The sequence below is a fragment of the Xanthomonas sp. LF07-6 genome, from assembly GCF_034105445.1.
Classification (GTDB): domain Bacteria; phylum Pseudomonadota; class Gammaproteobacteria; order Xanthomonadales; family Xanthomonadaceae; genus Xanthomonas_A; species Xanthomonas_A sontii.
The window spans coordinates 445,602-470,245 of the sequence record NZ_JAXGGI010000001.1 but is presented as its reverse complement, the minus strand read 5'-3'; the positions used below and the strand labels follow the sequence as shown (position 1 = coordinate 470,245).

Annotated in this window: 26 protein-coding genes; 8 read left to right on the top strand and 18 right to left on the bottom strand. The window is 70.2% G+C overall.

Going from position 1 to position 24,644, the window contains the following annotated elements:
* Positions 1-362 precede the first annotated feature (362 nt).
* The 5 genes from SLW56_RS01900 (at position 363) to SLW56_RS01880 (ending at position 3,988) form a co-directional block, all read left to right on the top strand.
* A complete protein-coding gene (locus SLW56_RS01900) occupies positions 363-818 on the top strand; it encodes a PA2169 family four-helix-bundle protein (protein ID WP_295960319.1) in 456 nt (151 codons plus the stop codon).
* 143 nt (positions 819-961) lie between these two features.
* Positions 962-1,582 carry an RNA 2',3'-cyclic phosphodiesterase gene (thpR, locus tag SLW56_RS01895; RefSeq protein WP_267099107.1) on the top strand — a complete coding sequence of 207 codons (621 nt, stop codon included), beginning with the start codon at positions 962-964 and terminating at the stop codon, positions 1,580-1,582.
* Positions 1,579-2,178 carry a hypothetical protein gene (locus tag SLW56_RS01890; RefSeq protein ID WP_284467583.1) on the top strand — a complete coding sequence of 200 codons (600 nt, stop codon included), beginning with the start codon at positions 1,579-1,581 and terminating at the stop codon, positions 2,176-2,178. Before thpR ends, SLW56_RS01890 begins: the two co-directional genes overlap by 4 nt.
* 78 nt (positions 2,179-2,256) lie before the next feature.
* The gene (locus tag SLW56_RS01885) at positions 2,257-2,442 is read left to right on the top strand and encodes an oxidoreductase-like domain-containing protein (RefSeq protein ID WP_017908246.1); all 186 of its coding nucleotides are present in this window, start codon (positions 2,257-2,259) and stop codon (positions 2,440-2,442) included.
* Between the two features lie 121 nt (positions 2,443-2,563).
* Positions 2,564-3,988: an AcvB/VirJ family lysyl-phosphatidylglycerol hydrolase gene (locus tag SLW56_RS01880; protein WP_320694274.1), complete on the top strand. Its 1,425-nt coding sequence runs from the start codon at positions 2,564-2,566 to the stop codon at positions 3,986-3,988.
* Positions 3,989-4,324: 336 nt separating this feature from the next.
* Here SLW56_RS01880 and mprF read toward each other — a convergent pair whose 3' ends face one another.
* The gene (gene mprF, locus SLW56_RS01875; RefSeq protein ID WP_150410310.1) at positions 4,325-6,889 is read right to left on the bottom strand and encodes a bifunctional lysylphosphatidylglycerol flippase/synthetase MprF; all 2,565 of its coding nucleotides are present in this window, start codon (positions 6,887-6,889) and stop codon (positions 4,325-4,327) included.
* Between the two features lie 502 nt (positions 6,890-7,391).
* On the opposite strand from mprF, the gene SLW56_RS01870 reads away from it, so the two are divergent.
* Both SLW56_RS01870 and SLW56_RS01865 read left to right on the top strand, forming a co-directional pair.
* Positions 7,392-8,084: a DUF998 domain-containing protein gene (locus SLW56_RS01870; RefSeq protein WP_295965542.1), complete on the top strand. Its 693-nt coding sequence runs from the start codon at positions 7,392-7,394 to the stop codon at positions 8,082-8,084.
* Entirely contained in the window at positions 8,081-8,425 is a 345-nt protein-coding gene (locus tag SLW56_RS01865) for a RidA family protein (RefSeq protein ID WP_017910151.1), read from the top strand. The genes SLW56_RS01870 and SLW56_RS01865 overlap by 4 nt, the downstream gene beginning before the upstream one ends.
* Positions 8,426-8,637: 212 nt before the next feature.
* Here the strand turns inward: SLW56_RS01865 and SLW56_RS01860 are convergent, their stop codons facing one another.
* The 17 genes from SLW56_RS01860 to SLW56_RS01780 all read right to left on the bottom strand — a co-directional run bounded on the left by SLW56_RS01860 (position 8,638) and on the right by SLW56_RS01780 (position 23,628).
* Positions 8,638-9,714 (bottom strand): cyclopropane-fatty-acyl-phospholipid synthase family protein, encoded by a 1,077-nt coding sequence (locus SLW56_RS01860; RefSeq protein WP_152246238.1) that lies wholly within the window; start codon positions 9,712-9,714, stop codon positions 8,638-8,640.
* A 20-nt stretch (positions 9,715-9,734) separates the two neighbouring features.
* Positions 9,735-10,517: a DUF1295 domain-containing protein gene (locus SLW56_RS01855; protein WP_267085102.1), complete on the bottom strand. Its 783-nt coding sequence runs from the start codon at positions 10,515-10,517 to the stop codon at positions 9,735-9,737.
* Complete coding sequence (locus tag SLW56_RS01850; protein ID WP_267093747.1) at positions 10,514-11,059, bottom strand: DUF2878 domain-containing protein; 546 nt, start codon at positions 11,057-11,059, stop codon at positions 10,514-10,516. Before SLW56_RS01850 ends, SLW56_RS01855 begins: the two co-directional genes overlap by 4 nt.
* The gene (locus SLW56_RS01845; protein WP_267099112.1) at positions 11,056-12,369 is read right to left on the bottom strand and encodes a cyclopropane-fatty-acyl-phospholipid synthase family protein; all 1,314 of its coding nucleotides are present in this window, start codon (positions 12,367-12,369) and stop codon (positions 11,056-11,058) included. Before SLW56_RS01845 ends, SLW56_RS01850 begins: the two co-directional genes overlap by 4 nt.
* Positions 12,366-13,235: a DUF1365 domain-containing protein gene (locus SLW56_RS01840; RefSeq protein ID WP_320694273.1), complete on the bottom strand. Its 870-nt coding sequence runs from the start codon at positions 13,233-13,235 to the stop codon at positions 12,366-12,368. The genes SLW56_RS01845 and SLW56_RS01840 overlap by 4 nt, the downstream gene beginning before the upstream one ends.
* Positions 13,232-14,485, bottom strand: a complete 1,254-nt coding sequence (locus SLW56_RS01835; protein WP_148827578.1) for an FAD-dependent oxidoreductase — start codon at positions 14,483-14,485, stop codon at positions 13,232-13,234. Before SLW56_RS01835 ends, SLW56_RS01840 begins: the two co-directional genes overlap by 4 nt.
* Positions 14,482-15,423, bottom strand: coding sequence for an acyl-CoA desaturase (locus SLW56_RS01830; RefSeq protein WP_320694272.1), 942 nt, complete (start codon positions 15,421-15,423; stop codon positions 14,482-14,484). Before SLW56_RS01830 ends, SLW56_RS01835 begins: the two co-directional genes overlap by 4 nt.
* A 507-nt stretch (positions 15,424-15,930) precedes the next feature.
* Complete coding sequence (locus SLW56_RS01825) at positions 15,931-16,722, bottom strand: anti-sigma factor (RefSeq protein WP_295943679.1); 792 nt, start codon at positions 16,720-16,722, stop codon at positions 15,931-15,933.
* Positions 16,719-17,276, bottom strand: a complete 558-nt coding sequence (locus tag SLW56_RS01820; protein WP_320694271.1) for a sigma-70 family RNA polymerase sigma factor — start codon at positions 17,274-17,276, stop codon at positions 16,719-16,721. The genes SLW56_RS01825 and SLW56_RS01820 overlap by 4 nt, the downstream gene beginning before the upstream one ends.
* Positions 17,277-17,334: 58 nt before the next feature.
* Entirely contained in the window at positions 17,335-17,706 is a 372-nt protein-coding gene (locus SLW56_RS01815) for a DUF4345 domain-containing protein (protein ID WP_267081743.1), read from the bottom strand.
* A gap of 88 nt (positions 17,707-17,794) precedes the next feature.
* Positions 17,795-18,583, bottom strand: a complete 789-nt coding sequence (locus tag SLW56_RS01810; RefSeq protein ID WP_320694270.1) for a hypothetical protein — start codon at positions 18,581-18,583, stop codon at positions 17,795-17,797.
* 91 nt (positions 18,584-18,674) lie between these two features.
* Positions 18,675-19,139: an Rnf electron transport complex subunit RnfB gene (gene rnfB / locus SLW56_RS01805; protein WP_081613384.1), complete on the bottom strand. Its 465-nt coding sequence runs from the start codon at positions 19,137-19,139 to the stop codon at positions 18,675-18,677.
* A 76-nt stretch (positions 19,140-19,215) separates the two neighbouring features.
* Positions 19,216-19,806, bottom strand: a complete 591-nt coding sequence (locus SLW56_RS01800; RefSeq protein ID WP_320694269.1) for an HAD family hydrolase — start codon at positions 19,804-19,806, stop codon at positions 19,216-19,218.
* Between the two features lie 95 nt (positions 19,807-19,901).
* Positions 19,902-21,962 (bottom strand): methionine--tRNA ligase, encoded by a 2,061-nt coding sequence (metG, locus tag SLW56_RS01795; RefSeq protein ID WP_320694268.1) that lies wholly within the window; start codon positions 21,960-21,962, stop codon positions 19,902-19,904.
* Between the two features lie 206 nt (positions 21,963-22,168).
* Complete coding sequence (locus tag SLW56_RS01790) at positions 22,169-22,621, bottom strand: DUF2147 domain-containing protein (RefSeq protein WP_017910211.1); 453 nt, start codon at positions 22,619-22,621, stop codon at positions 22,169-22,171.
* A 126-nt stretch (positions 22,622-22,747) separates the two neighbouring features.
* Positions 22,748-23,137, bottom strand: a complete 390-nt coding sequence (locus tag SLW56_RS01785; RefSeq protein ID WP_198526537.1) for a VOC family protein — start codon at positions 23,135-23,137, stop codon at positions 22,748-22,750.
* 2 nt (positions 23,138-23,139) lie between these two features.
* Positions 23,140-23,628 (bottom strand): VOC family protein, encoded by a 489-nt coding sequence (locus SLW56_RS01780; RefSeq protein WP_226977723.1) that lies wholly within the window; start codon positions 23,626-23,628, stop codon positions 23,140-23,142.
* Here SLW56_RS01780 and mmuM point away from each other — a divergent pair.
* The gene (gene mmuM / locus SLW56_RS01775) at positions 23,627-24,565 is read left to right on the top strand and encodes a homocysteine S-methyltransferase (protein ID WP_152238284.1); all 939 of its coding nucleotides are present in this window, start codon (positions 23,627-23,629) and stop codon (positions 24,563-24,565) included. The two genes, SLW56_RS01780 and mmuM, sit on opposite strands and share 2 nt — an antisense overlap.
* Positions 24,566-24,644: the final 79 nt, after the last annotated feature.

The window sequence follows — 24,644 nt, the reverse complement described above, 5'->3', positions numbered from 1 at the left end:
TGCCGACGAGCGGTCTCCGGCCGACGCGATCGACGGCGGCGGTCATCCACAACCGCTGTGGACGAACGTGGGGCAACCGTGTGGATAAGTCGCTGCCACCCAGGCGCCACAATGCACGCAGACAGGATGGTGAAAACTTCGCCACATGTCTGACTGCGCAGTGCGGCCATGAACGCGTGTTCACCACGGGCAATGCCGCGTGACGAGCGAGCGCCGATGGCTCACGTGCGCTTTATGCCGCTCTGCCCAGCATCGCCAACACCACGCAACGCGGCAATCCTCTCGACCGCGCCGTGCGATATCCAGGTTCACCCCCGTGTGCCCGTTGCGCGATATCGCCGGCTTCGCCACAGGAGTTTCCCATGAGCATCCAGAGCAAGACCACGCACAGCCTCAACGACCTCATCGCCATTTCCCGCGACGGCAAGGACTTCTACGAAGAAGCCGCCAAGAAGGTGGGCGACGCCGAGTTGTCCGCGCTGTTCCTGCGCATCGCCGGCGTCAAGTCGGACATCGTGAGCAGCCTGAGCGCAGTGGTGCAGTCGGTCGGCGGCAAGCCGGAAGAGCACGGCACGATGGTCGGCAGCATGCAGCAGATGTACGGCAAGGTCCGTGCCGCGCTGGGCGACACCAAGTACGGCTACGTCGCCGAGCTGGAAGAGTCAGAAGATCGTCTGCTGAAGGCCTTCAACGAGACCATCGCCGACGCCGACACCCCGGTCGCCGCGCGCGACGCCGCCACCCGCCTGCTGCCGGAAGTGCGCGCCTGCCACGACGTGATGCGCACCCGCAAGCAAGCGATGAAGAACGCGGCGTAAGCGCCGCCCGCCGCCGGCCCGGCGCGCCGCATCGCGGCGTTGTCCGGGTCGGCGTGCCGATGGTCTGCAGCGGGACGGTGCGCTTGCTACCATGCGTGCTCGACCGCTGCCCGACCTGATTGCGGCGTTTGCCGCTTCTGCCCATGTCTCCCGATGCTGCGCCTGCCGGCGCCCAGTTCTCGCTCGGTTTCGATGCGCCTGCCGCACGCGAAAGCCTGTTCTTTGCGCTGCTACCCGACACGCGAACCGCGCAAGCGGTGCACAGCCTTGGCCAGCAACTGTGCCAGGCGCATGGTCTGCACGGGCGTGCGCTGCCGCCGGAGCGGCTGCATGTCACCTTGCACTATCTCGGCGAATACGCCGGGATTCCGCCACGCTTGCTGCAGCAGGCATGCGCCGCCGGGCAGGCGCTTGCGGCCTCGCCATTTGAACTTGCATTCGACCAGGCGGTGACCTTCGACAGCCGCGCGCGCAGCCGACCACTGGTGCTGCGCGGTGATGCCGAGCCTGCGCCGTTGCTGGCGTTGCGTCAGGCGCTGCAGCAGCAGTTGGCCCGGCACGGCGTGGCGCCGCGCGCCGACGGCGCGTATCTGCCGCACATGACCCTGGCCTATGTCGATCAGGCGTTGGCGCCGCAGCAGGTGCCGGCGCTGCATTGGCAGGCGACGTCGCTGAGCCTGATCCGCAGCGTACAGGGCCAGGGCCGTTACCTGCACGAAGCCAGCTGGCCGTTGCGCGCCGCCCCTGCGCAGCACGACGCATGAACGCGGCGCCGCTGACCCTGCCCGAGGCGCAATGGGCGCAACTGCGGGCGGCCTACGCCGAACCGCCGCGGGCGTATCACCATTTCGGCCACGTCGAGGCGGTGCTGGCGCACTACGCCGAGGTCGCCGCCGACACCGGCTGGCGGCAGCCACGCGAGGTCTACCTGGCCGTGCTCTATCACGATGCGGTCTATCGTGCCGGCCGCGGCGACAACGAAGCGCAGTCGGCGCGCCTGGCCGAGGCGGCGATCGCGCAATGGCTGCCGGACGCCGGGGTGGAGGCGACGCGGGTGGCTGCGCTGATCGAACTCACCGCGCGTCACGGGCAACTGACCGTCGACTCGGTGGATGCGGACGCCGCGCTGTTCCTGGATTGCGACATGGCCATCCTCGGCGCCGCGCCGGAGGCCTTCGCCGCCTACGACCGCGCCATCGCCAAGGAGTACCGCGGCGTGGTGCCGGGCTGGTTGTACCGACGCAAGCGCCGCGCGTTCCTGCGCACCGTGCTGGCGCAGCCGCGCATCTTCCTCAGCGAGCGCTTCCATGCGCGCTACGACGCGGCCGCGCGCGCCAACCTGCGTCACGCCATCGGCTGAGGGGACGCTGACCGCTGCCTGCGCCGCCTTCTTCTACACTGCCGCGCCGGTCTGCCCCGGCCGCCGCCACGGAGCCCCATGTCCGACCCTGCCGCCAATGCCGATCCCCGCCCGCAGGCGCCGCTGCCGCCGGGCCCCAGCGACTGCTGCGACAGCGGCTGTCCGCTGTGCGTCTACGACCTCTACCACGAGGAGCTGGAGCGCTACCGGCAGGCGCTGGCCGCCTGGCGGCTGCGCCATCCCGGCGCCGACGCGGACGCCTGAAAGGCCTGCCGGTGCAGGCGCTGGCGCAGGTCCGGCGTACCTGGCATGAACCAGGGAGCGCGCCGCGCTTCGCGCCGTCGCCGTTCGGGATTATCTTTACACGCCTTTTCAGGATTGCCGGATGATGCAGAAGCGTGGCGGTTGGATGTGGGGATGTGCATTGGGCGGACTGCTCGCGGCCGGCGTCGCCGGCGCAGCACCGGGCGCTGCGGCCACCGCCGCGCCGCGTGCCGGCGCACCGGCCGCGGCGCCGGAAAAGCTCAGCCACGGCCGCTTCGAGCAGGTGCCGGTGCTGTTGCCCAAGGGCAACGCGCAGCGCGTGGTGCTGTGGTTCGCCGGCGGCAAGCATGCCGACGCCGAGCGCATGCGCCAGATCGAGGCGCTGCGCGACGACGGCGCGATGGTCGCGGTGATCGACAGTGCGCACCTGCAGGCGGTGCTGGCCAAGATCGACGGCACCTGCGGCTTCTCCGCCGGCGACGTGGAGAATTTCTCGCGCTACGTGCAGGCCTATTTCCACGTGCCGACCTACCACCTGCCGTTGCTGGTGGGCGATGGCGACGGCGCCGCGCTGGCCTATGCGGTCGCGGCGCAGGCGCCCAAGCATCTGCTGGCGGGCCTGCTGACCGAGGATTTCTGCCCGGTGCAGGTGCTCGACGACCAGATCTGCGGCGCCGGCATCACCGCGCCGGCGCGTGCGTTGCAGGCGACTGCGCTGCCGGTGCCGTGGCTGGCCGCGCTCGATGCCAAGACCCGCCGCGACCGTTGCACCCAGCAGAGCGATGCGTTCCTGCAGAAGGTGGCGCAGGCGCGGCAGTTCCGCCGCAGCGCCAGCGGCGATGCGCTGCCGGGGCTGCGTGCGGCGGTGCGTTCGCTGGGCGACCGGCCCGGCGTCAGCCTGCCGCCGACCCCGGCCGACCTGGCCGGGCTGCCGGTGGTCGAAGTGCCTGCCGCCGTGGGCGCGGGCGATGCCGACAACGGCAACGTGTTCGCGATCTTCGTCTCCGGCGACGGCGGCTGGGCCGGACTCGACCAGCAGGTCGCCGGCGCCCTGGCCAAGGCCGGCATCCCGGTGGTGGGCGTGGATTCGCTGCGCTACTTCTGGAGCGAGCGCACGCCGCAGGGCTTCGCCACCGACCTGGACCGCATCTACCGCCACTACAGCCACCTGTGGCAACGCGGGCGGGTGGTGCTGATCGGCTTCTCGCAGGGCGCCGACGTGCTGCCGGCGGCCTACAACCAGTTGCCGGAAGCGATGCGCGACCAGGTGCAGCTCACCGCCTTGCTGTCGGTGGGCAAGACCGCCGACTACGAGTTCCACGTGTCCAACTGGATCAGCTCCGGCGACGACGGCCTGCCGATCGCCCCGGAAGTGGCGAAGATGCCGCCGGCGCAGACCCTGTGCATCTACGGGCAGGACGACGACGACGCGCTGTGCCCGGACCTGCCCAAGGGCGCGGTGCAACTGGTCAAGCTGCCCGGCGACCATCATTTCCAGGGCGACTACGCCACGCTGGCCAAGCAGATTCTGCAGCGGATTCAGTAGACGCCGGGATTGGGGAGGCGGGATTGGGGATTGGGGGTTGGTCGCGGGTGCGGGCTTGTCCGTTCGCGCCGTCTTAGGAGCGGCTTCAGCCGCGACACTGATCGCTGAAACGCCAGTTCTGCGCGGGACAAGCGCCCGTTCGGTGTCGCCGGACTCCATGGCGGTCGTACCCTCACCCCAACCCCTCTCCCGGGGGGAGAGGGGCTTTGCTGTTCCTTCTCCCTGCGGGAGAAGGTGCCCCGAAGGGGCGGATGAGGGTACGGTGCGAAGCCTCGTAAAGCTCCGGCAAACGGGGTAGCCAGGCCAATCCCCAATCCCGACTCCCCAATCCCCGCCTCACTCCGGCTTGCGTGGATCCAGCGAGATCAGCCGGGTCACGTCCAGCAGGGCGGCGGGCAGGTGCATGCCGCCGGGCGCGGCGAGGTAGCGGGTGCGCCAGGCAGGGGCGAACTTGGACTTGAAGCGGCGCAGGCCGGTGAAGCCGTAGAAGCGTTCGCCGTGGCGCACGATCAGGTTGCCGAAGCGGTTCCAGCGGCCGGCCAGGCGGTGCTGGGCCAGGCCCGACAGCGGCGCCATGCCCAGCGAGAAGCGCTTGTAGCCCTGGTCGCGGCCCCACAGGAACAGCTCGATGAACAGGAAGTCCATCGTGCCCTTCGGCGCATCGGCGATGTGCCGCATCAGGTCCACCGACAGCTCGTGACCGGCCGGGGCCTGCCACAGGTTGGCGAAGGCCACGACCTTGCCCTCGAACTCCACCACCGCGATCGGGAAGCGGCGCAGGTAGGCCGGGTCGAAGCTGCCCAGCGAGAAGCCCTTCTCGGCGCCGGCCTTGTCTTCCAGCCACTGCTGCGAGACCTCGGCCAGCACCGGCATCAGCGCGTCCACCGCGTCGGTCTCGACGATGCGGAAGCTCAGCCCGCTGCGCTTGCCGCGGTTCCAGGCCTGGCGCAGGTCGGCGCGGTCGCGGCCTTCCAGGTGGAAGCCCTCCAGCGACACCATCGCTTCCTCGCCGAGCTTGACCAGGGTCAGGCCCAGGTCCAGGTAGGTCTGCCAGTGCTGCTCGCCGACCTGGTAGAACACCGGGCGCAGGCCCATGCGGTCGGCTTCCTCGCGGAAGCGCCAGATCAGCGCGCGGGCCACTTCCGGCGCGCCGACCGGGTCGCCCATCGCCACCAGCGAGCCGCCGTAGCGCTGCATCATCACGAAGCCGGGGCCGTCCTCGGCCTGCAGCAGCGCCTTGTCGCCGGTCAGCACCAGGCAGGCCTGGGTGTCGGTGGCCTCGGCCAGCACCGGCGCCAGCGCGTCCAGCTGCGCGCCATCGGCCGGCGGCAACGGCGAGCGCGTGCTGTGCAGCAGCCGCGCCAGCCCGAATACCACCACCGCCACGCTGACCAGCAGCACCGCGCGCAGCGCACGCGGCGCGTTGGCCGAGGTTGCGAACTCCCACCACAGCTCGTTCTGGTATTCGACGTGGCTGTAGACGAAGAACAGCAGCCAGATCGTGGCGATCAGCACCAGGCCGAGGTTGCGCAGCCACGGCCACGACCAGGCCTCGTCGAGCAGGGCGCCCTCGCGATAGAACTCGCGGCGCGCGCCCCACAGGCCGACCGCCACCACCAGCGAGGACAGCGCCACCGAGACGTGGCCGCCGCGCAGCCAGGCCGGCAGCGGCAGCAGCACGCAGATGCCGATCGCCAGCACCCAGGCGGCATGGCTGCGCCGCTGCAGGCCCTGGCCGATCAGCAGCAGCACCACGCCGCCGAGGCTGGCCAGCAGGTGCGAGGTTTCCATGATCGACAGCGGCGCCATGTCCTGGCGGCGCTTGGGCGTGGGCAGGGTGCCGTCGATGACCAGCGCCGCGCCGACCGCGAACACCGCCAGGGCGATGATCTGCGGCAGCCACGGGCGCAGCGTGCGCCAGGCCACGCGGACCCCGCCGGCACTGGCGGCCAGCGGCCGACGCAGGCCGGACAGCGACGCCATCAGCACCGACAGCAGCAGCGGCACCACGTAGTAGGTGATGCGGTAGATCAGCGCCGCCGCCAGCACCGCCGCCGGCGCCACGCCGGGCAGCAGCTTGAGCAGGCTCCACTCGAACACGCCCAGGCCGGCCGGCACGGTCGAGACCAGGCCCGCCACCACCGCGACCAGGTACAGGCCGACGAAGCCGATGTATTCGATGCCCGATTCGTTGGGCAGCAGCACGTAGAACGCGGCACTGGCCAGGCCCAGTTCGACCACGCTCAGCGCGGTCACGCCCAGGGTGGTGCGCCGGTCCGGCAGCCACAGTTCGTGGCTGCGCCAGCGCAGGGTGCGGCCGTCGCGGCCGGCCAGCAGCAGCATCGTGGCGAAGCCGACCAGCAACGCGATGCCGATCGCGCGCACCGCAGTCGCGCCGACCGGCAGCGCCAGCGCCGCCGCGGCCGGTTCCAGGGTCAGGGCCAGCGCCAGCAGCAGCCACGCGCCGAACACGAAGCCGAGCGTGCTCATCAGCACCACCTGGCCGATCTCGGCCAGGCTCAGCCCGACCCGGCCGTAACCGCGCAGGCGCACCGCGCCGCCGGTCAATGCGGCGAAGCCCAGGGTCTGCCCGACCGCATGCGCCAGGAACGCGGTGATGCTGATCCGCATCGGGTGCAGCTTGCGCCCGCTGCGGCGCAGGCCGACGGCATCGAAGCCGATCAGGCAGGCATAGCTGCTCAGGCCCAGCAGCAGGGTCAGCACGATCTGGCTGAGGCTCAGCTGGTTGAAGGCGTGACGGATCGCACTGTAGCCGTGGGTGCTGAACTCCGTGGCCAGCGCGTGCAGCGCCAGGGCCAGGATCGCCAGGCTGGCCAGCACCGGCAGCGCACGGCGCCAGCCGGGCGTGGGTGCGGGAGTGGAGGGCGCGGCGTCGGTCATTGCGGACGGACGGCGGCGAGGCGCGACGGCGCACGTTGCGCGGTGCGCGACGCGGCCGGAGCGGAAGTGCGGGTGAAACGAAGACGGGCCATCGCGATACCGGTTGGATGAAAGCGTGTGACGAACATTGAGAGGGCTGCGACCAAGTGGCTGCGTCGCGGTGGGTGGGGTGTCAGGGCAAGCCGGGTTGCACCGGCCTGCCGCGCATCACCCCGGTGGGATGCCACGCGTCAGGTCCCGACAGCGGTCGCGGTCAGCGGCGCGCAGGCGAGTCCGGTACCGGTGAGCTTGGCGGCCTCCCGGGCCGCACCCCGCAGCGCACACATCGCCCCCCTGTCAGCCGTACCGCTCCTCTTGCCGTGCATCCCACGCTCCAGGCTATACCGGCCGTGCCGGCGACGCGCATGATAGTGGAATCGCACGTCGCTACGGCGTCGGGACCGCGGCAGGGGCCGTGGCCGGCGCATGTGGCGACGGTCTGTGTCGGTTCCGGAGCCTGTCGATGCCCTTGTCCGCATCTCCCTTTCCCACGCCGCCGCGCTGGACGCGCCTGGCCGGCGCCGCAGCGCTGCTGCTGGCGCTGCTGTTCCTCGGCGTGGCCATGGCGTTGCAGGTCGTGCGCGCCGATCTGCACTGGCAGCAGGCCACGCTCAGCCAGTACCTGCATGGGCCCGGCGGCCTGCTGCTGCGCACCGTCTACGTCCTGCTGGCCGTCGGCGTGGTGGCGCTGGCGGTCGGGCTGTATGCGCAGGCGCCGCCACGCGCGCGCAGCGGTGCGCCTGTATTGCTGTTCGGCTGCGCCGCGCTCGGCCTGTGCGGCGTGGCGATCGGCGACAGCTATCTGCCGCAGCGCGCACCGCTGCTGGCGCCGCTGGTGCACGGGCTCTCCGCGCAGACCGCGTTCCTGTGCGTGACCACGGCGATGCTGCTGCAGAGCGCGTGGCTGCGCGGGCAGGCGGCGTGGAAGGGCCGCGCCGGGCCGCTGTTGCTGCTGGCGGTGCTGGCGTTCGTGGCCCTGTGGGTGCATGTGCTGTGGCGCGCGCCGCCGCGCGGGCTGACCCAGAAACTGCCGATCGTGTTGATCCTGGCCTGGCTGCTGCCGGTGGCGTATCGCGTGTGGCGGCTGGTGCCTGCAGCCGCGGCGCAATCGCGCGACAATGGCGCGGTCTTCCCACTACAGGACAGCGCATCATGATCCAGCGTTTCGATACCGGCCCGCGGATGTCGGAGATGACCGTGTACAACGGCGTGGCCTATCTGGCCGGGCAGATCGCGGACGATACCAGCGAAGACATCGCCGGCCAGACCCGCCAGGTGCTGGCCGCGATCGACCGGTTGCTGGCGCTCGCCGCCACCGACAAGAGCCGGATCCTGCGCGCGGAGATCTTCATGACCGACCTGGCCGAGTTCGCCGAAATGAACAAGGTCTGGGAAGAATGGGTCAGCCCGGGCAACACCCCGGCCCGCGCCACCGTGCAGGCCAAGCTAGCCGACCCGGCCTGGAAGATCGAGATCGTGATTACCGCGGCGGCGTGAAAGCCGGGAATGGGGAGTTGGGAATGGGGAATGGGAAAGCCGGCAGTGCGTCGCCTGAGCGACCGCGTGAAGCAGTGGCTTCAGCCGCGACAGGCGTCTCCGGTAAGGCCCGTCCCGGCTGACCGCACGTTTCTTGGGTGCGCAGGTAATGCCGGCACTCGCGGGACGCCCATTCCCGTTTCCCCATTCTCCATTCCCGGCACCCCAGCGCCTCAGCGCCTGACGAACCGGTAATGCGCCACGCCCCACTGCTGGCCCTGTTCGTAGCCGAACAGTTCCGCGCAGGCCATCCAGAACATGCGCCAGCGTTGCCACCAAATCTTGGCGTCGGCGCCGTAGGTGGCCTGCAGCACCGGCATCAGCGTGTCGCGGTGGCGGTCCTGGTTGTGCAGCCAGGCGTTGGCGGTCTTCTCGTAATGCTGGCCGGACAGAAGCCAGCGGCGTTCGATCGCCAGGTCGTCCTGGAACTGCAGCAGGGTGTCGGCCGCCGGCATTAGGCCGCCGGTGAAGAAGTGCCGGCCCATCCAGTTGTCCTCGCCCTGCACCTCGAACGGGTAGGCCAGGTCGCGATGGCAGAAAATGTGCACGAATAGCCGGCCGCCCGGCACCAGCCAGTGGCTGACCCGCTTGAGCAGTTCGCGGTAGTTGCGCATGTGCTCGAACATCTCGATCGAGACCACACGGTCGTAGCTCTCGGTCGGCAGGGTCAGGGTGTTGGCGTCGTGGGTGATCACCTTGACGTTGTTCAGCCCGCGCGCACGGCATTGCGCTTCGATGTGCTCGCGCTGCGGCCGCGAGTTGGAGACCGCGGTGATGCGTGCGCCGGGGAACTGCTCGGCCATCCACAAGGTCAGCGAGCCCCAGCCGCAGCCCAGTTCGAGGATGCGCTGGCGGTCGCGCAACTGTGCGCGTTCGGCGTACAGCTGCAGCATGCGTTCTTCGGCCGCGTCCAGGTCGGGCGTGGTCGCATCCCAGTAGCAGCTGCTGTACTTCAGGCGCTTGCCCAGGCACAGCTCGAAGAAGCGCGGCGGCACTTCGTAATGCTGGCGGTTGGCTGCGTCGGTCTCGATCGCGATGGCGCTCTCGCGCAACGATTCGATCAGCAGGCGCTGGCGTTCCCAGGCCGCGTCGGCGCCGCCGGCGCGCTCGTCGCGCAAGCGTTGCGCGCACAACCGGCGCATCGCCGCGCGCAGCATGGCGTCGGGCAGCAGGCCGGATTCGGCCAGGCGCGTGGCCAGCGGCTCGGCCGGCGCGGCAGGCGGGGAAGAGGTGGCAAAGGTACTGGACATGGCGGATCTCCTCGCGCGGCTCAGTGCCGCGGCGGCATGGGGAAGAAGGCGCTGGTGCTGCGCTGGTAGTCGGCGTAATCGCGGCCGCGCGAGCGCAGCGCTTGCTGTTCGGTATAGGGAATGCCGGTGACGCGATAGAGGAAGGCGAACATCAGCAACGGGCCCAGCGCGGCCACGCCGACCCACAGCGCGCCGCTGCCCACCGCCAGGAACACGTAGGCGAACCAGTGCACGAATTCGAAGAAGTAGTTCGGATGCCGCGAATAGCGCCACAGGCCTTGGCGGCAGGTCTTGCCCTTGTTCGCCGGGTCGGTGCGGAACGCGGCCAGTTGCCGGTCGGCCAGGCTTTCCCCGCCGACCGCGATCAGCCAGGTCGCGACCGCCAACGTGGTCCACACGCTCCACTGCGGCTGCGGATTGCGCGCGGCCACCGACAGCGGCACCGCGAACGCCAGCACCACCAGCGCCTGGCCGAGGAAGAACGCCAGGAACTTGCGCTGGTCGCCGTGCCAGTGCTCGCGCAGGGCACGATAGCGGCCGTCTTCGTGCGCATCGCCGAACACGCGTACGCCCAGATGCCAGGCCAGGCGCGCGCCCCACAGCCCGCCCAGCACCGCGGTCAGCACCCGCGGCAGCAGCGCGCCATCGGCGCGCCAGGCGCAGTACACCGCGGTCAGCGCCATGCAGGCCGACCACAGCACATCGACCACGCCGGCATTGCGGGTATGTCGCTGCCAGGCCCAGCCGGCGAGCATGACCAGCACGGTGAAGATGCCTACATGCAGGAGCGGCCATGCGTTCATCGCGCCGCTCCGGTGGCCGGCAGCGCCGGCGTGGCGACCATCAGGCGGCGCGTCGCCAGGCTCAGCAAGGTCAGCGCCGCGGCCCAGCCCACAGCAAGCGCCAGCAGCGCCTGCGGCGTGGGCGCCACCAGCGTCACCGCCTGCCAGCCGCGCGCGGCCAGCACATAGCCCAGCGGGCCGCCAATGGCGCCGAACAGCGCCGCGCGCCAGGGATGGCGCATCACCCAGGCCAGCGAGTGCTGGAAGGTCAGCGCGAAGCCGGCCCACAGCGCCAGGATCCACAGCGGCGGCCACGGTGCCGGCGGCGCGGCGGCGTAGCGCACCCAATCGCCGGCGCGCATGGCCGCATCGACACCGGCGCCCAACGGCAACGCCAGGGCGATCAGCGCGGCGTCGCCACGCGCGCGGCGGCGCGGCTGCAACTGGTACAGCGCGAACAGCGCCAGCGCCGCCGGGCCGGCCCAGGCCAAGCCGTGCGCGGCGCCGACGACGGCGGCCAGCCACAGCCCCTGCAGGGCGAGGTAGTTGATCAGGTTGCTCATGCGTCGCCCGCCAGCGCCGGCGCGAACTGCGCCGGCCGTGCGCGCGGCTTGCTCAGCCACAGGTGCACGTCGCCGATCGAGCGCTCCAGGAAGCCGCCTTCGCAGTAGGCCAGGTAGAACTCCCACATGCGGATGAAGCGTTCGTCGTAGCCGAGCGCGCGCACCTGCGGCAGCCTGGCCATGAAGCGCTCGCGCCAGGCGCGCAGGGTCAGCGCGTAGCTGGGGCCGATGTCTTCCAGGTTGAACAGGCGCAGGTCGCTGGCGCGGCCGATCGCGCCGGTCATCGCCGCCACCGAGGGAATGAAGCTGCCCGGGAAGATATGGCGCTTGATGAAGTCCACCGACTTCAACGCCTGCGCGTAGCGATGATCCTCGATGGTGATGGCCTGGATCAGCGCCTGGCCGTCGTCCTTGAGCAGGCTGCCGACCTTGCCGAAGTAGGTATCCAGGTATTGATGGCCGATCGCCTCGATCATCTCGATCGAGACCAGGCGATCGTAGCGGCCGTCGAGATCGCGGTAGTCGCGCAGCAGCACCTCGACCCGGTCCGACAGCCCGGCGGCCGCGATGCGCTGCCGGGCCAGTTCGTACTGCTCGCGCGAGATGGTGGTGGTGGTGACGCGGCAGCCGTGGTGCTTGGCCGCATGCAGCGCGAAGCCGCCCCAGCCGGTGCCGATCTCGACCAGGTGGTGGTGCGGCTGCAGATCGAGCTTGGCGCAGATGCGCTGCAGCTTGCGCTCGGCGGCGCGTTCCAGCGCGGCCTCGCCCAAGGCGGCGTCGGCGTCGCGGAAGATTGCCGAGGAGTACATCAGGTTGCGATCCAGGAACAGCTCGAACAACGGATTGCCCAGGTCGTAGTGCGCGGCGATGTTGCGGCGGCTGCCGGCGCGGGTATTGCGCGCGAACGCGTGCAGGCCGCGCATCGCCAGGCCGCCGAGCCGGGCCAGGCCGGTCTCCATCGCGTCCAGGCGGTCGCGATTGCGCACCAGCAGGCGCACCAGTGCGACCAAGTCGTCGCAATCCCACAGCCCGTCCATGTACGCCTCGCCGACGCCGACGCTGCCGTTGAGCGCGGCCTGCCGGTAGAAGCGCGGGTCATGGATGCGCAGATGCGCCTGCAGCGCGTCGGCGCCAGCGGTGGAATCGCCCAGCGTGGTCAGCGTGCCGGCTTCCTCGATGCGCAACTGGCCTTCGCGCAGGCCGTCCAGGGTGGCGAGCAGGCGTTGCCGCAGCAGGCGGTCGAGCCCGCGCAGCGGCGGTGCGGCAGGGGCCAGCGCGGCGGCGGAAGAGGGCGCGTGCGGAGCGTTCATCGGCGTTCTCGCGGAAGGGAGTGGTCGGGGTGGTCGTGCACCGGGTTGCCGCGCAGCCACAGCCGCAGCGCCTGCCAGTGGATCTTGGCCATGACCTGCAGGGTCATCGCCGGATAGCGCAGCAGTGCCTGCGCCAGGCTGGCGCCATCGAGGGCCCGGCGCTCGAGCACCAGGGTGGCGTCGAAGCGTCGCCGCGTCGCCGCCGGCGTGGGATCGAGCACGTCCATGTGCACGCGCAGTTGCGCGCCGGGTTCGCTGAAGCGCCAGGCGTAGGTGTGCGCCATCGCCATGAACGGCGAGACGTGGAAGCGCTTGGCGAAGCGCCAGGCGTGCGTGGTGCCGTGATTGCGCGCCTCGGCCATCGGCAGCACATAGGCGTGGCGCTGCCGCCACGGCGTGTTGGTGATCTCGGCGACGATGCTGTGCAGGCGCTGCTGCGCGTCGTGGCAGTAGTAGAACGTGACCGGATTGAAGCAGTGGCCGAAGTAGCGCAGGTGGGTGAGCATGCGCACCGGGCCCAGCGGACGCTCGCCGGTGTGCTGCTGCACGCGGTCGCGCACCGCCTCGTCCAGCGGCTGCGCGGGGTCGCCCAGGTAGTCGCTGCGGCGGAACTCGGCCAGGTTGCGCCGGTTCACCGACCACAGCCAGCGCCGCGCGAACACCTGCTCCAGTTCGTCCAGGTCCAGGTACAGCAGGAACAGCGGATAGCGGAACGCCAGCGCTTTCGGCGCGTAACGGCGATGCCGCACCCAGCCGGTGTATACCGCGCTGTGCAGGCCATGCAGGGTCGTGCCCGCCGCCGCCGACGTTGTCGAGACGGCGCCAGTCGGCGGGGCGGGCACGGCAGCACGGCGCATCAGCGTCATGACCAGGGTACCCCCAGCGCGGCGGCAACGTCGACCGCGCTGCGCAGGCCGTCCTCATGGAAGCCGAAGCCCCAGCCGGCGCCGGCGAACCAGGTATTGCGCTGGCCCTGGATCTCGCCCTTGCGCGCCTGCGCCGCCACCGATGCCTGGGTCTGCAGCGGATGCCGGTAGCGCATGCGCCGCAGCACCTTGGCCGGATCGATCGCATCCGTGCGGTTGAGGCTGACGATGAACGGCTGCGGCGCCTGCAGCGACTGCAGCGCGTTCATCCAGTAGCTGACCGTGCACGGTGCGTCCGGATCGGCCGGTACATGCGCGTTCCAGGCGGCCCAGGCGCGGCGGTCGCGCGGCAGCACGCGCGCATCGGTGTGCAGCACGGTCTCGTTGTCCTGGTAGCCGATCGCGCCGAGGATCGCGGTTTCCGCGTCGCTGGGGTCGGTCAGCAGGCGCAGCGCGTCGTCGGCGTGGCAGGCCAATACCGCGTGGTCGTATTGCTGGGTGTCGGCATCGCAGGCGATCGCGACGCTGCCGTGGGCCGTGCGCTGCAGCGCGCGCACCGGCGTGCCGAGCCGCTCGCGCACGCGCCAGCGGCTGCGCAGCGCACGCACGTAGCTGTTGGAGCCGCCGCGCACCACCCGCCACTGCGGGCGGCCGCTGACCTGCAGCATGTGGTGATTGGCCATGAAGCCGATCAGCTGGCGCATCGGGAAATCGAGGATCTGCCGCGACGGCGAGGACCACAGCGCCGAGGCCATCGGCACCAGGTGCGCGTCGCGAAACACCTCGGAGTAGCGGTGGCGCTGCAGGAAGTCGCCGAGGGTGAGCTGCGCCAGCGTGGCGTCGTGCAGGACCTGCGGCGCCTCACGGTAGAACCGCCGCAGATCGCGCAGCATGCGCCAGAAGCGCGGCGACAGCAGATTGCGGCGCTGACAGAACAGCCCATCGAGCGTGCCGGCGTTGTACTCCAGCCCGGTGCGCTCCTCGTGTACCGAGAAACTCATCGTGGTCGGCTGCGACTCGACCCCGAGCCGCGCGAACAGCGCGCTCAGCAGCGGGTAGTGCTCCGGATTGAACACGATGAAGCCGCTGTCCACCGCGTATTCCGCACCGTCCAGTTCGATCGCATGGGTATGGGTATGGCCGCCGAGATAGTCTGCCGCCTCGTACAGCGTCACCTCGTGGCGCTGCGACAGCAACCACGCCGCGCCGAGGCCGGCGATCCCCGAGCCCACCACCGCGATCCGGCTCATCGGGCACGCGCCTGTGCGCGCACCAGCCCGGCCGGCACCGGCTTGAGCTCGCGGATCACGCGCGTCCACGACAGCGCCTTCAGGCCGTACCAGGTCAGGTCCAGTTCCCACCAGCGGAAGCCCTGGCGCGCGGCGCCGGGGAAGAAATGGTGGTTGTTGTGCCAGCCTTCGCCGAAGGTCAGCAGCGCCAGCCACAAGTTGTTGCGGCTGTCGTCGCGGGTGTCGAAGCGGCGGCTGCCGAAGCGGTGCGCCAGCGAGTTGATGGTGAAGGTGGCATGGAACAGCGCCACGGTGGAGACGAAGAAGCCCCACACCAGCAACTGCGGGCCGTTGGTGCCGAGCTGCGGCACGTGCTGCTGCAGCCACTCGCCGAGCAGGAACAGCGCCAGCGCAAGCAGCACCGGCAGCAGCAGGTCGAAGCGGTCGAGGAAGCGCAGTTCCGGGAAGCGGCGCAGGTCCGGGATCGCCTCCCAGTCGGTGCGGAAGCCGCGCGGGGTCAGGAACCAGCCGCTATGGCTCCACCAGAAGCCGTGTTGGCGCGGCGAATGCGGATCGGCCGGAGTATCGGTATGGCGATGGTGGTTGCGGTGGTGGGCGGCCCACCACAGCGGTCCGCGCTGCACGCAGGTGGCGCCGATCGCGGCGAACAGGAACTGCACCGGACGCGAGGTCTTGAACGCGCGGTGCGCGAAGTAGCGGTGGTAGAAGCCGGTGAGCGCGAACATGCGCACCGCGTACATCGCCACGGCCATGCCGACGGCGAACCACGACACGCCGACCCAGAACACGCCCAGGCACGCCAGGTGCAGGCCGATGTAGGGCGCGGCACGCAGCCAGTCGATGCGGTCTGCCCGCGCCGGATCCAGCTCGATCTCGGCACTGGTGTCGAACCAGCGCCGCAAGGTGCGCAGGATGCGGCCACGCGGCGCTGGTGGCATTGTGGAATGGCTGGGTTCCGGAACGGGACTCGGCACAAGCGCGTCTCATTGGGGGACTTGGGAGCGATACGGGCGAAACCGGAAGACGGATGCACCGCGTCGCATTTCCCCTGCACGGCTGCGAACGCGGCATGGCGGCCACGACGGCGCAGCGCAGGCGTCGCACGAATCGGAAGATCTGGCTGTCGTGCGGATGCGCGATGGCGGCGGGGATGTTGCCTGCGCACGAGTGGTGGGCGGGTGAATGCGCGACCGGTTCTTGTAGACGAGCGCGGCATAGCCTGACCGCGGCCCGATCTCTCCGCGGCGCGTGCAAGGTACGTGGTGCACTGCCCCTCTCCCATCGGGAGAGGGGTTGGGGTGAGGGTACGGAGCGAAGCCCTCCGCGTATCCAACTTGCGCTAGCGGACGCTGTACGAGGCTTCGCCCGTACCCTCATCCGCCCCTTCGGGGCACCTTCTCCCGACGGGAGAAGGGCATCCATGGTCCCGATGGGAGAAGGGGTGTCTACGGCGCCAGCTGCAGTGTGCTGATGCCGCCCTTGGCCACGACCGGGCCGGTGGCGACGCCGCCGGGCGCGCCGCCGGGCGGTTCCATGGTCACCGCCAGCACCGCGCCGTCGCTGAGCAAGGGCATCAGCGCATCGGGAATGCGCGCCACGCGCGCCTTGGCCTCGTCGAACACACCCATCGAGCGCGCCTTGCCGTCGGCCGGGATCAGCCACAGTTCCGGCACGCGGCCGGCGTCGCGGGCGCCGGCCAGCGGGGTGAGGGTGATGCTGCGCTTGTCGGCGTCCATCAGCGCCACGTAGCCGGGCTTGCCGTCGTCCTGCATCAGCGTGGAGGTCATCGCGATGCCGCTGGGCTTGGGCGTGGTGGTGGTGGCGACCGGCGGCGGCTGCGCGGCCGGCGGCGGCACCGGCGCACGCGCCAGCAGCAGCGCCATCAGACAGGCCGTGGCGGTGGCGAAGCCGCCGGCGCTGAGCCAACGCCAGGTCCGCACGCTGTCCCAGAACCCGGGTGCGGCGGGGCGCGGGCGCGGCGCCGGCGCATCCAGACCCAGCGAGGCGCGGATGCGCACCCACACGCGCTCGGGCACCGCCACCGGGGCGATCTCGTCGGCCAGCGGCATCAGGTGCTGCTGCCATTGCAGCACGGCCGCGGCGAATTCGCGGTCGCTGTCGATGCGTGCTTCGGCGGCGCGGCGCTCCTGCGCGTCGAGCACGCCGAGCACGTACTCGCCGGCCAGCACGTCGCGCGGCGGCGGGGTTTCCTGTGGATCGGGCACGGAGGCGTTCATCGTTCCAGGCACGCTTTCAGTTTGGCCAGGCCGCGGCGGATCCAGCTCTTGACCGTGCCCAACGGCGTGCCGCTGCGCTGGGCCAGTTCTTCGTAGGTGATGCCTTCGAAGAACGCGGTGCGGATCAAGTCGCCGCGCGGCGGCTCCAGTTCGCCCATGCACACGTCCAGGCGCCGACCCGCCACCCGCCACTCGGTGTCGGCGAGCGGATCGCGGCCTTCGTCCTGCAGTTCACCGGCGTCGTCCAGCGCCACCGACTGCCGCGCAGGTGCGCGTGCGCGCAAATGGTCGATGGCCTTGTTGCGGGCGATCATGGTCAGCCAGGTCAGGCCGCGCGCGCGCTGCGGGTCGAACTGCGCCGCCTTGCGCCAGACCGAGGAAAACACTTCCTGCAGCACGTCCTCGGCTTCGCCGCGCTGCGGCACGATGCGCAGGCACACGCCGAACAGGCGCGAGGAGGTGGTGCGGTACAGGCGTTCGAATGCGGCGCTGTCGCCGGTGGCGGTGGCCACCAGCAATTGTCCTGCTTCGTCGTGATCGGGCGAATCGGTCATGCCGGGAGACGGTGGCGAAGGTCGGCGCGATGCTACAGGCTTTCGCCGCGCCCGTCGCTCAGGCGCGCTGGCGCCACCACAGTACGCACGCGGTGAGCAGCAGGACGATCTCGAACGCGGCCAGGCCGGTCGTGGTCGGGCCGACCGGCCACAGCCGCAGCAGGCTGGCGCTGCGGTAGAGCACGATGGGCACGTAGAACGCCAGCGCCAGGAGCAGGCCGGTGCGCAACTGCCCGGTGCGGGCGAAGTAGCCGAACAGGAAGGCCATGCCCAACTGCAGGCCGCCGTAGATGACCAGGTATTCGGACTGGCCGGAGCGGTCCAGGCCGACATAGCCCACCGCCGCGGCGGTCTGCGCCGGCAACAGCGTGCACCAGACGGCCAGGAGCGCGTACAGCGCGGCGTTGAACCACAGGTAGGCCTTGGCCATGAGGTGTCCTCGTCGATGCGCGGGCGATGCGCAGGCATGGTTGTAGCGGGTGCGGCGGGGGCCGACGTGAATGCGCTGGCGGCGCGGCTCAGCGCGCGCTGCATTGCGCGACCAGGGGTTGCTGCAGCGCCTGCTGCCAGGCGCCATCGTCGGCCTGGCCGCGCAGGCGTTCGGGAAAGTCGATGCGCACGCTCGGGTAGCGGCCGCGCGCGTCGCGGATGTTGCCGACACCGCGGAATTCGAGCAGACGCCGGTCCTTGCGCGTGTAGGCGACGCTGAGGTCGGGCAGCAGCGTGCCATACCAGGCGGCCAGGCTCAGGGTGTAGCGCTGCATCTCGGCATCGGCAGGGCCGGGGGTGATGCGGAAGTCGAGCGTGCGCAGTTCGCTGGGCAGCACGAAGGCGATGCGCTGCGGTCCGCCGCTGCCCAGGCTGTCCCAGCGCTGGCGCAGGTAGGCGTCGAAACCGGCGTCGATCACCTGCGCCTCGGTGCTCTTGGGCAACGGCGCGCGGCGTTCGGCCTGGCCCTTGGCCTGACTGAACATCTCGCGCCCGCTGCCGCTGCGGCGCACGCCCTCGCGGTAGCCGCTGCGCGCATCGACCAGTTCGAAGTCCGGCGCGGCGCTGCCATCGTCCACGCGCTTGCGCGCGAACGCGGCGCCGTCGGTGCACTGGTACAGCACCAGGCGCGCGCCATCCTCGCGGACCCAGTGGCTTTCGCGGTACAGCACCTGCTTGCCGTCGGCGGCATAGGCGATGCCCTCGTAGTGCAGCATCGCCCGCGCAGGCGCGGCGGCGACCAGGGCGGCGGCGCCGAGGGCCAGGGCCAGCGGCAGGTGCGCTCGGATGAGCGGGAAGGCGGCGGTCGACGTCGGCATGCACGGCGCTCCGGTGGGATGACACCAGGACATACGCGGCGGGTGCCGATCCGGATGCGCCCGCCGTGGCGCTCGCGCTGCAGCGGCTGTCTCAGCGCAGGACGATGCAGTCCACCGGACAGGCCGGCAGGCACAGCGCGCAGCCGGTGCACAAGGGCGCCAGCACCGTGTGCATGTGCTTGGCGCCGCCGACGATGGCGTCCACCGGGCAGGCCTGGATGCACTTGGTGCAGCCGATGCAGTCGGCCTCGACCACCCACGCCACCTGCGGCGGCGTGTGCGTGCCGCGGCTGCGGTCATAGGGCAGGGCGGGGACGCCGAGCACCCGCGCCAGGGCGCGCGCGCCGGCGTCGCCGCCGGGCGGGCAGCGGTCCACCTGCGCCGTGCCGGCGGCCATCGCCTCTGCATAGGGACGACAGCCGTCGAACCCACACTGGCCGCATTGGGTCTGCGGCAGCAGGCGATCGAGACGTTCGAGCAGCGGGGCGTGGGCGGGCGTCATGGCGGAGGCGGCGCGCGGCAGCGCCGCGGGGACTACAGAGCGAAGAAGATGCATCGGCGTGGTCAGCCCGCACAGTGTAACGCGGTGCCCATGTTCGCCCGACGGCGCCGCATCGGGCAGTGTCGTCGGCTCAGGCGATCCGGCGCCCGCAGTACCAGCGCTCGTGCGCCAGCGCCAGCATCGGCCGATCCTCGCGACTGTCGCCGTACGCATGGATGCGCCGATAGGCGTTCAGGTCGTACTGCATGCGGATCAGCGCGGCCTTGCGGGGGCCGCAGTCGCCGTGGCGATAGCGGCCGGTCAGGCGCCCATCCTGCACTTCCAGATGGTTGCAGATCAGGTCCAGCCCATGTTGCGTGCACCAGGGCCGCAGATACAGATCCAGCGAACCGGAGACCAGCGCCACGGTGTGCCCCTGGGCCTGGTGCCAGGCGATCCGCTGCATCATGTCCGGTCGCAGCAGCGGCGGCAGCGCCTGCTGCGCATAGTGCTCGGCCTCGCGGGCGATCTCGTCTGCATCGCGGCCGGCGAACACCAGCCGGGTGACCCGCGTGCGCAACGTCGCCGCCGACACCAGGCCCAGCCGATAGCCGGCCAGCCACGGCCCGACCGCCCAGCGCGCCCGCGCCTGCTGCGCCGGCGTGGCCACACGGCGCAGGAATCCCGAATAGGTATCGGCGGTGGTGACCGTGTGGTCGAAGTCGAAAAGGGCCAGGTCCATGGGAATGGGGAATGGGGAAACGGGAATCGTAAAAGCGGGTCTGGCGGTGGGCTGCAGCTCTGCGATTCCCGATTCCCGATTCTCCTTTCCCGGCCTTACCGCACCGGCATGCCCGGCTGCGCGCCGCTATCGGCGTCGAGCAGGGCCAGGGCGCCGCCGTCGAAGCCTGCCGACAGGATCATGCCTTCGCTGAGGCCGAAGCGCATCTTGCGCGGGGCCAGGTTGGCGATGAACACCACGTTGCGGCCGACCAGCTTTTCCGGTTCGCCGTAGCTGCCGCGGATGCCGGAGAAGATCTGCCGCTTGCCCAGCTCGCCGGCGTCCAGTTCGAAGCGCAGCAGCTTGTCCGAGCCTTCGACGAACTCGCAGGCCAGCACCTTGCCGATGCGCAGGTCGAGCTTGGCGAAGTCGTCGATGCCGATGTGGCCGGGATTGGGGATTGGGGATTGAGGATTGGTGGCGGCCTTCGCTTCCTGCTTGGCGGGGGGCGCGGCAGTTGGAGTGGGGGCGAGGGTGTCCTTGGAGGCGTCGGTCATGGCGTCGAGCAGCTTGGGGTCGATACGGGTGAACAGGGGGGCGTAGGGCTGGATGGCGTGCGCCAGCAGCGGGGCGTCGAGGTCTTCCCAGGCGGTGAGCGGGGCCGACAGGAACGCCTCGGCCTCGGCGCAGGTGCGCGGCAGCACCGGCTTGAGCGCGGCGGCCAGCACCCGGAACAGGTTCAGGCCCTGCGTGCACACGGCCTGCAGTTGCGCTTCGGCGCCGTCCTGCTTGGCCAGCACCCAGGGCTTGTGTTCGTCGATGTACTTGTTGGCCTCGTCGGCCAGGGCCATGGTCTGGCGGATCGCGCTGGCCGGGTCGTTGCGCTCGTAAGCCTCGCGGATCGGCGCCAGCGCGGCGACGAAGCGCGCGTACTGCGCCGCATCCGGCAGCGCGTCGGCGAGCGTCCCGCCGAAGCGCTTGTCGATGAAGCCTGCGCAGCGGCTGGCCAGGTTGACGAACTTGCCGACCAGGTCCGCGTTGACCCGCACCACGAAGTCGCCCAGGTTCAGGTCGAGATCGTCGACGCCGCCGGAGGACTTGGCCGCGAAGTAGTAGCGCAGCGCTTCCGGCTCCAGGCCCACGTCCAGGTAGGTGCGGGCCATGACGAAGGTGCCGCGCGACTTGGACATCTTGGCGCCGTCGACGGTCAGGTAGCCGTTGACGTGCAGCCGGGTCGGCGCGCGGTGCCCGGTGCCGTGCAGCACCGCCGGCCAGAACAGGCCGTGGAAGTTGACGATGTCCTTGCCGATGAAGTGGTGCAGTTCGGTGGCGGTGCCGGCGGCCAGGTGCGGCTCGAACGCTTCGCCCAGGCTCGCGCACAGGGTCTGGAAGCTGCTCAGGTAGCCGATCGGCGCGTCCAGCCACACGTAGAAATACTTGCCCGGCTGGCCGGGAATCTGGAAGCCGAAGTACGGCGCATCGCGGGAGATGTCCCAGGCGCGCAGGCCGCCTTCGCTGTCCAGCCATTCCATCAGCTTGGCCTTGACCCCGGGCAGGGCGACGTCGCCGGCAAGCCACTGCCGCAGGAAGCCGTCGAAGCGGCCGACCTCGAAGAAGAAGTGCTCCGAATCGCGCAGCTCCGGCGTGGCGCCGGAGATCACCGACTTGGGCTCCTTCAGTTCGGTCGGGGAATAGGTGGCGCCGCAGACCTCGCAGTTGTCGCCGTACTGGTCGGCGCTGCCGCAGTTCGGGCAGATGCCCTTGATGTAGCGGTCGGGCAGGAACATGCCCTTGGCCGGGTCGTAGAACTGCGCCACCGAGCGCCGCGCGATGTGGCCGCCGGCGTCGAGCTTGGCGTAGAACGCCTCGGTCAGGGCGCGGTTGGCGTCCGAGTTGGTCGAGTCGTAATGGTCGAAGGCCACACCGAACGCGGCGAAATCGCGCTCGTGGCTGGCCTGGATGGCGGCGATGAAGCTCTCCGGGGTGACCCCGGCCTTCTCGGCGGCCAGCATGATCGGCGTGCCGTGGGTGTCGTCGGCGCACACGAACCAGGTGCGGTCGCCGCGCAGCCGCCGCGCGCGCACCCAGATGTCGGCCTGGATATAGCCGACCAGATGCCCCAGATGCAGCGGTCCGTTGGCATAGGGCAGGGCGGTGGTGACGAGAGCGGTGGTCATGGCGGCCGGCGTTTCTGGGGGCCGGGGATTATTGCATGGAGCTGGGAATGGGGAGTCGGGAATGGGGAATGGCAAGAGCGGTGGCCTGCGAACTGATGGGCCACGAAAAAGGCGCCTTTGCAGGCGCCTTGTCGGAATGGGGTGGTCTCAGGCCGGCAGATGCCGCTCTTTACGATTCCCGATTCTCCACTCCCGATTCCCAGCTTCTACTCCCTGATCCAGGTCTGCGTCCGCCCCAGCGCCTCGATACCGATGTAGCCGCGCATCTGCAGCTTCTTGCCGCCGTCGGTCAGGGTGACCTTGGCCTTGTAGGTCTTGCCCTTGGCCGGGTCCAGCACCGAGCCGCCGTCCCATACCGCGGTGCCGTCGGGCTTGAGGCCCCACAGGATGGTCATGCCCTTGATCGGCTTGCCCTTGCGCTCGCCGTCGCACTTGTCGCACATCGGGTTGGGGCCGTGGTTGGACTGCAGGATCTCGACCACCTTGCCGCTCAGTGTGCCGTTGGCGGCCTGTTCGATCTGCACGATCGACTTGGGCTTGCCGGTTTCGTCGTCGATGGTCTGCCAGCGGCCGACCGGCGAGGTGTCGGCGGCGTGCGCCATGAATGCCGCCGCGCTCAGCGGCAGGGCCAGCATCAGGGTCTTGAAGGTCGTGCGCATGTTCCCCTCCCGAGGGATGTCCGGTGCGGCCGGCGCGATGCCGGCCTGATCCGACTGTATACCCAAGCGTATGGTGCTGGGAATCCGCACTGCGGCATGCGGTTCAGCGTGGCCGGCGGTGGGCGTTCAGCCGCTTTCGTACAGTTCCAGCGGCAGGTCGTCGGGATCGGCGAAGAAGGTGAAGCGGCGGCCGGTGTACTCGTCCACACGGATCGGTTCGACCTCCACGCCGTGCGCCTGCAGGTGCGCGACGGCGGCGTCCAGGTCGCGCACGCGCAGCGCCAGGTGGCGCAGCCCACAGGCTTCCGGGCGGCTCGGTCGCGGCGGTGGGGTCGGGAACGAGAACAGTTCGAGCTGGCTGCCGTCGGGCAGGGCCAGGTCCAGCTTCCAGGAGTCGCGGGTTTCGCGATACACCTCGGCGATCACCGGCAGGCCGAGGAGGCGGCAATAGAAGTCCTTGGAGCGCGCGTAGTCGGAGGCGATGATCGCCACGTGGTGCAGGCCATCGAGGGTCAGGCTCATCGGCACAGCGTCTGTCCGAATTGCAGCAGATGGCCGTCCGCATCGTGGATCGCGAACTCGCGCATGCCGTAGTCGAAGTCTTGCAACGGATAGACGATGCGCCCATGCGGATGCAGCCGCTGCCACCAGGCATCGACCTCGTCGGTGCGGAAGTACAGCGAGCAGGCGACATCGGAGACGGTTGCATCGTCCTCCGACAGTCGCGTGGCCAGCATCAGTGCCAGCGGGCCGTGCCGCAGCGACACCCAGCCCGCCGCCACCGTGCCGCTGTCGAGGCGAAACGCCAGCGTTTCGGTGTAGAACGCCAATGCCCTGGTCAGGTTGGCACAGCGCAGCATCGGTGTCAGCGTAGTGAAGGTCATGCGCTGAGTCGGGGCGAGCGAAACGGGGCAATCCATGGGAGAAGCATAGCGCAGCGGTGCGGCCGCACCGGTGCGCGTGCCGTCTGCGACACTGCGCATTCCATCGCTGCGAGGCCGTGCCATGCCGCACAACCCGCTTGCCGCGCTGCTGGCCGAGGACCGGTGCCTGGTGCTCGACGGCGCGCTGGCCACCGAACTGGAGCGTCGCGGCTGCGATCTGCGCGATCCGCTGTGGTCGGCGAAGATCCTGCTGGAACAACCGGACCTGATCCGCGAGGTGCACCAGGACTATTTCGCCGCCGGTGCGCAGTGCGCGATCACCGCCAGCTACCAGGCCACGCCGCAGGGGTATGCCGCACGCGGGATCGACCTCGTGCAAGCGCATCGCTTGATCGCACGCAGCGTCGAACTGGCGCAGCAGGCACGGCAGGCGCATCTCGCGCGGCATCCGCAGGCGGATGCCTTGCTGGTCGCCGGCTCGGTCGGTCCGTATGGCGCCTACTTGGCCGACGGGTCCGAATACCGTGGCGACTACACGTTGCCGCAGGCGGCATTGCGGGACTTCCACCGCCCGCGCATCGCCGCGTTGATGGAAGCCGGCGTGGATCTGCTGGCCTGCGAGACGCAGCCGTCATTGGCGGAAATGGTGGCATTGCTGCAGGTGCTGGAGGAGTTTCCTGGGGTTGTCGCCTGGTTCGCCTGCACCCTGCGCGATGCCACGCATCTCAGCGACGGCACGCCGTTGCGCGAGGTGGTGGCGTTGCTCGACGGCCATCCGCAGGTGGTCGCGCTCGGCGTCAACTGCGTCGCGCCGTCGCTGGCCACTGCGGCGTTGCGTCATCTGGCGACGCTGACGCGGTTGCCGCTGGTGGTGTATCCGAACGCGGGCGAGCGCTACGACGCCGAGCGCAAATGCTGGCAGGCCGACAGCGCCGATGCCGGCGCCCTGGTCGACCACCTCGCCGCCTGGCGTGCGGCCGGCGCCCGCCTGATCGGCGGCTGCTGCCGCACCACCCCGCAGGACATCGCGCAGCTGGCGCGGCGTCTGGCATCGTCTTAGAGAGGGCGGGTCGCCTTGCACGCGACGGCGCGATGCCTTCGCCGTCGGTTTTCAGTGGGTGTCGGCGCTGATCGATCGC

Bases quoted from the DNA above. Each gene is read 5' to 3' on its own strand.
- SLW56_RS01900 (WP_295960319.1), top strand. From the start codon at position 363: ATGAGCATCCAGAGCAAGACCACGCACAGCCTCAACGACCTCATCGCC.
- thpR (WP_267099107.1), top strand. From the start codon at position 962: ATGTCTCCCGATGCTGCGCCTGCCGGCGCCCAGTTCTCGCTCGGTTTC.
- SLW56_RS01890 (WP_284467583.1), top strand. From the start codon at position 1,579: ATGAACGCGGCGCCGCTGACCCTGCCCGAGGCGCAATGGGCGCAACTG.
- SLW56_RS01885 (WP_017908246.1), top strand. From the start codon at position 2,257: ATGTCCGACCCTGCCGCCAATGCCGATCCCCGCCCGCAGGCGCCGCTG.
- SLW56_RS01880 (WP_320694274.1), top strand. From the start codon at position 2,564: ATGATGCAGAAGCGTGGCGGTTGGATGTGGGGATGTGCATTGGGCGGA.
- mprF (WP_150410310.1), bottom strand. From the start codon at position 6,889: ATGACCGACGCCGCGCCCTCCACTCCCGCACCCACGCCCGGCTGGCGC.
- SLW56_RS01870 (WP_295965542.1), top strand. From the start codon at position 7,392: ATGCCCTTGTCCGCATCTCCCTTTCCCACGCCGCCGCGCTGGACGCGC.
- SLW56_RS01865 (WP_017910151.1), top strand. From the start codon at position 8,081: ATGATCCAGCGTTTCGATACCGGCCCGCGGATGTCGGAGATGACCGTG.
- SLW56_RS01860 (WP_152246238.1), bottom strand. From the start codon at position 9,714: ATGTCCAGTACCTTTGCCACCTCTTCCCCGCCTGCCGCGCCGGCCGAG.
- SLW56_RS01855 (WP_267085102.1), bottom strand. From the start codon at position 10,517: ATGAACGCATGGCCGCTCCTGCATGTAGGCATCTTCACCGTGCTGGTC.
- SLW56_RS01850 (WP_267093747.1), bottom strand. From the start codon at position 11,059: ATGAGCAACCTGATCAACTACCTCGCCCTGCAGGGGCTGTGGCTGGCC.
- SLW56_RS01845 (WP_267099112.1), bottom strand. From the start codon at position 12,369: ATGAACGCTCCGCACGCGCCCTCTTCCGCCGCCGCGCTGGCCCCTGCC.
- SLW56_RS01840 (WP_320694273.1), bottom strand. From the start codon at position 13,235: ATGACGCTGATGCGCCGTGCTGCCGTGCCCGCCCCGCCGACTGGCGCC.
- SLW56_RS01835 (WP_148827578.1), bottom strand. From the start codon at position 14,485: ATGAGCCGGATCGCGGTGGTGGGCTCGGGGATCGCCGGCCTCGGCGCG.
- SLW56_RS01830 (WP_320694272.1), bottom strand. From the start codon at position 15,423: ATGCCACCAGCGCCGCGTGGCCGCATCCTGCGCACCTTGCGGCGCTGG.
- SLW56_RS01825 (WP_295943679.1), bottom strand. From the start codon at position 16,722: ATGAACGCCTCCGTGCCCGATCCACAGGAAACCCCGCCGCCGCGCGAC.
- SLW56_RS01820 (WP_320694271.1), bottom strand. From the start codon at position 17,276: ATGACCGATTCGCCCGATCACGACGAAGCAGGACAATTGCTGGTGGCC.
- SLW56_RS01815 (WP_267081743.1), bottom strand. From the start codon at position 17,706: ATGGCCAAGGCCTACCTGTGGTTCAACGCCGCGCTGTACGCGCTCCTG.
- SLW56_RS01810 (WP_320694270.1), bottom strand. From the start codon at position 18,583: ATGCCGACGTCGACCGCCGCCTTCCCGCTCATCCGAGCGCACCTGCCG.
- rnfB (WP_081613384.1), bottom strand. From the start codon at position 19,139: ATGCATCTTCTTCGCTCTGTAGTCCCCGCGGCGCTGCCGCGCGCCGCC.
- SLW56_RS01800 (WP_320694269.1), bottom strand. From the start codon at position 19,806: ATGGACCTGGCCCTTTTCGACTTCGACCACACGGTCACCACCGCCGAT.
- metG (WP_320694268.1), bottom strand. From the start codon at position 21,962: ATGACCACCGCTCTCGTCACCACCGCCCTGCCCTATGCCAACGGACCG.
- SLW56_RS01790 (WP_017910211.1), bottom strand. From the start codon at position 22,621: ATGCGCACGACCTTCAAGACCCTGATGCTGGCCCTGCCGCTGAGCGCG.
- mmuM (WP_152238284.1), top strand. From the start codon at position 23,627: ATGCCGCACAACCCGCTTGCCGCGCTGCTGGCCGAGGACCGGTGCCTG.
- SLW56_RS01780 (WP_226977723.1), bottom strand. From the start codon at position 23,628: ATGGCACGGCCTCGCAGCGATGGAATGCGCAGTGTCGCAGACGGCACG.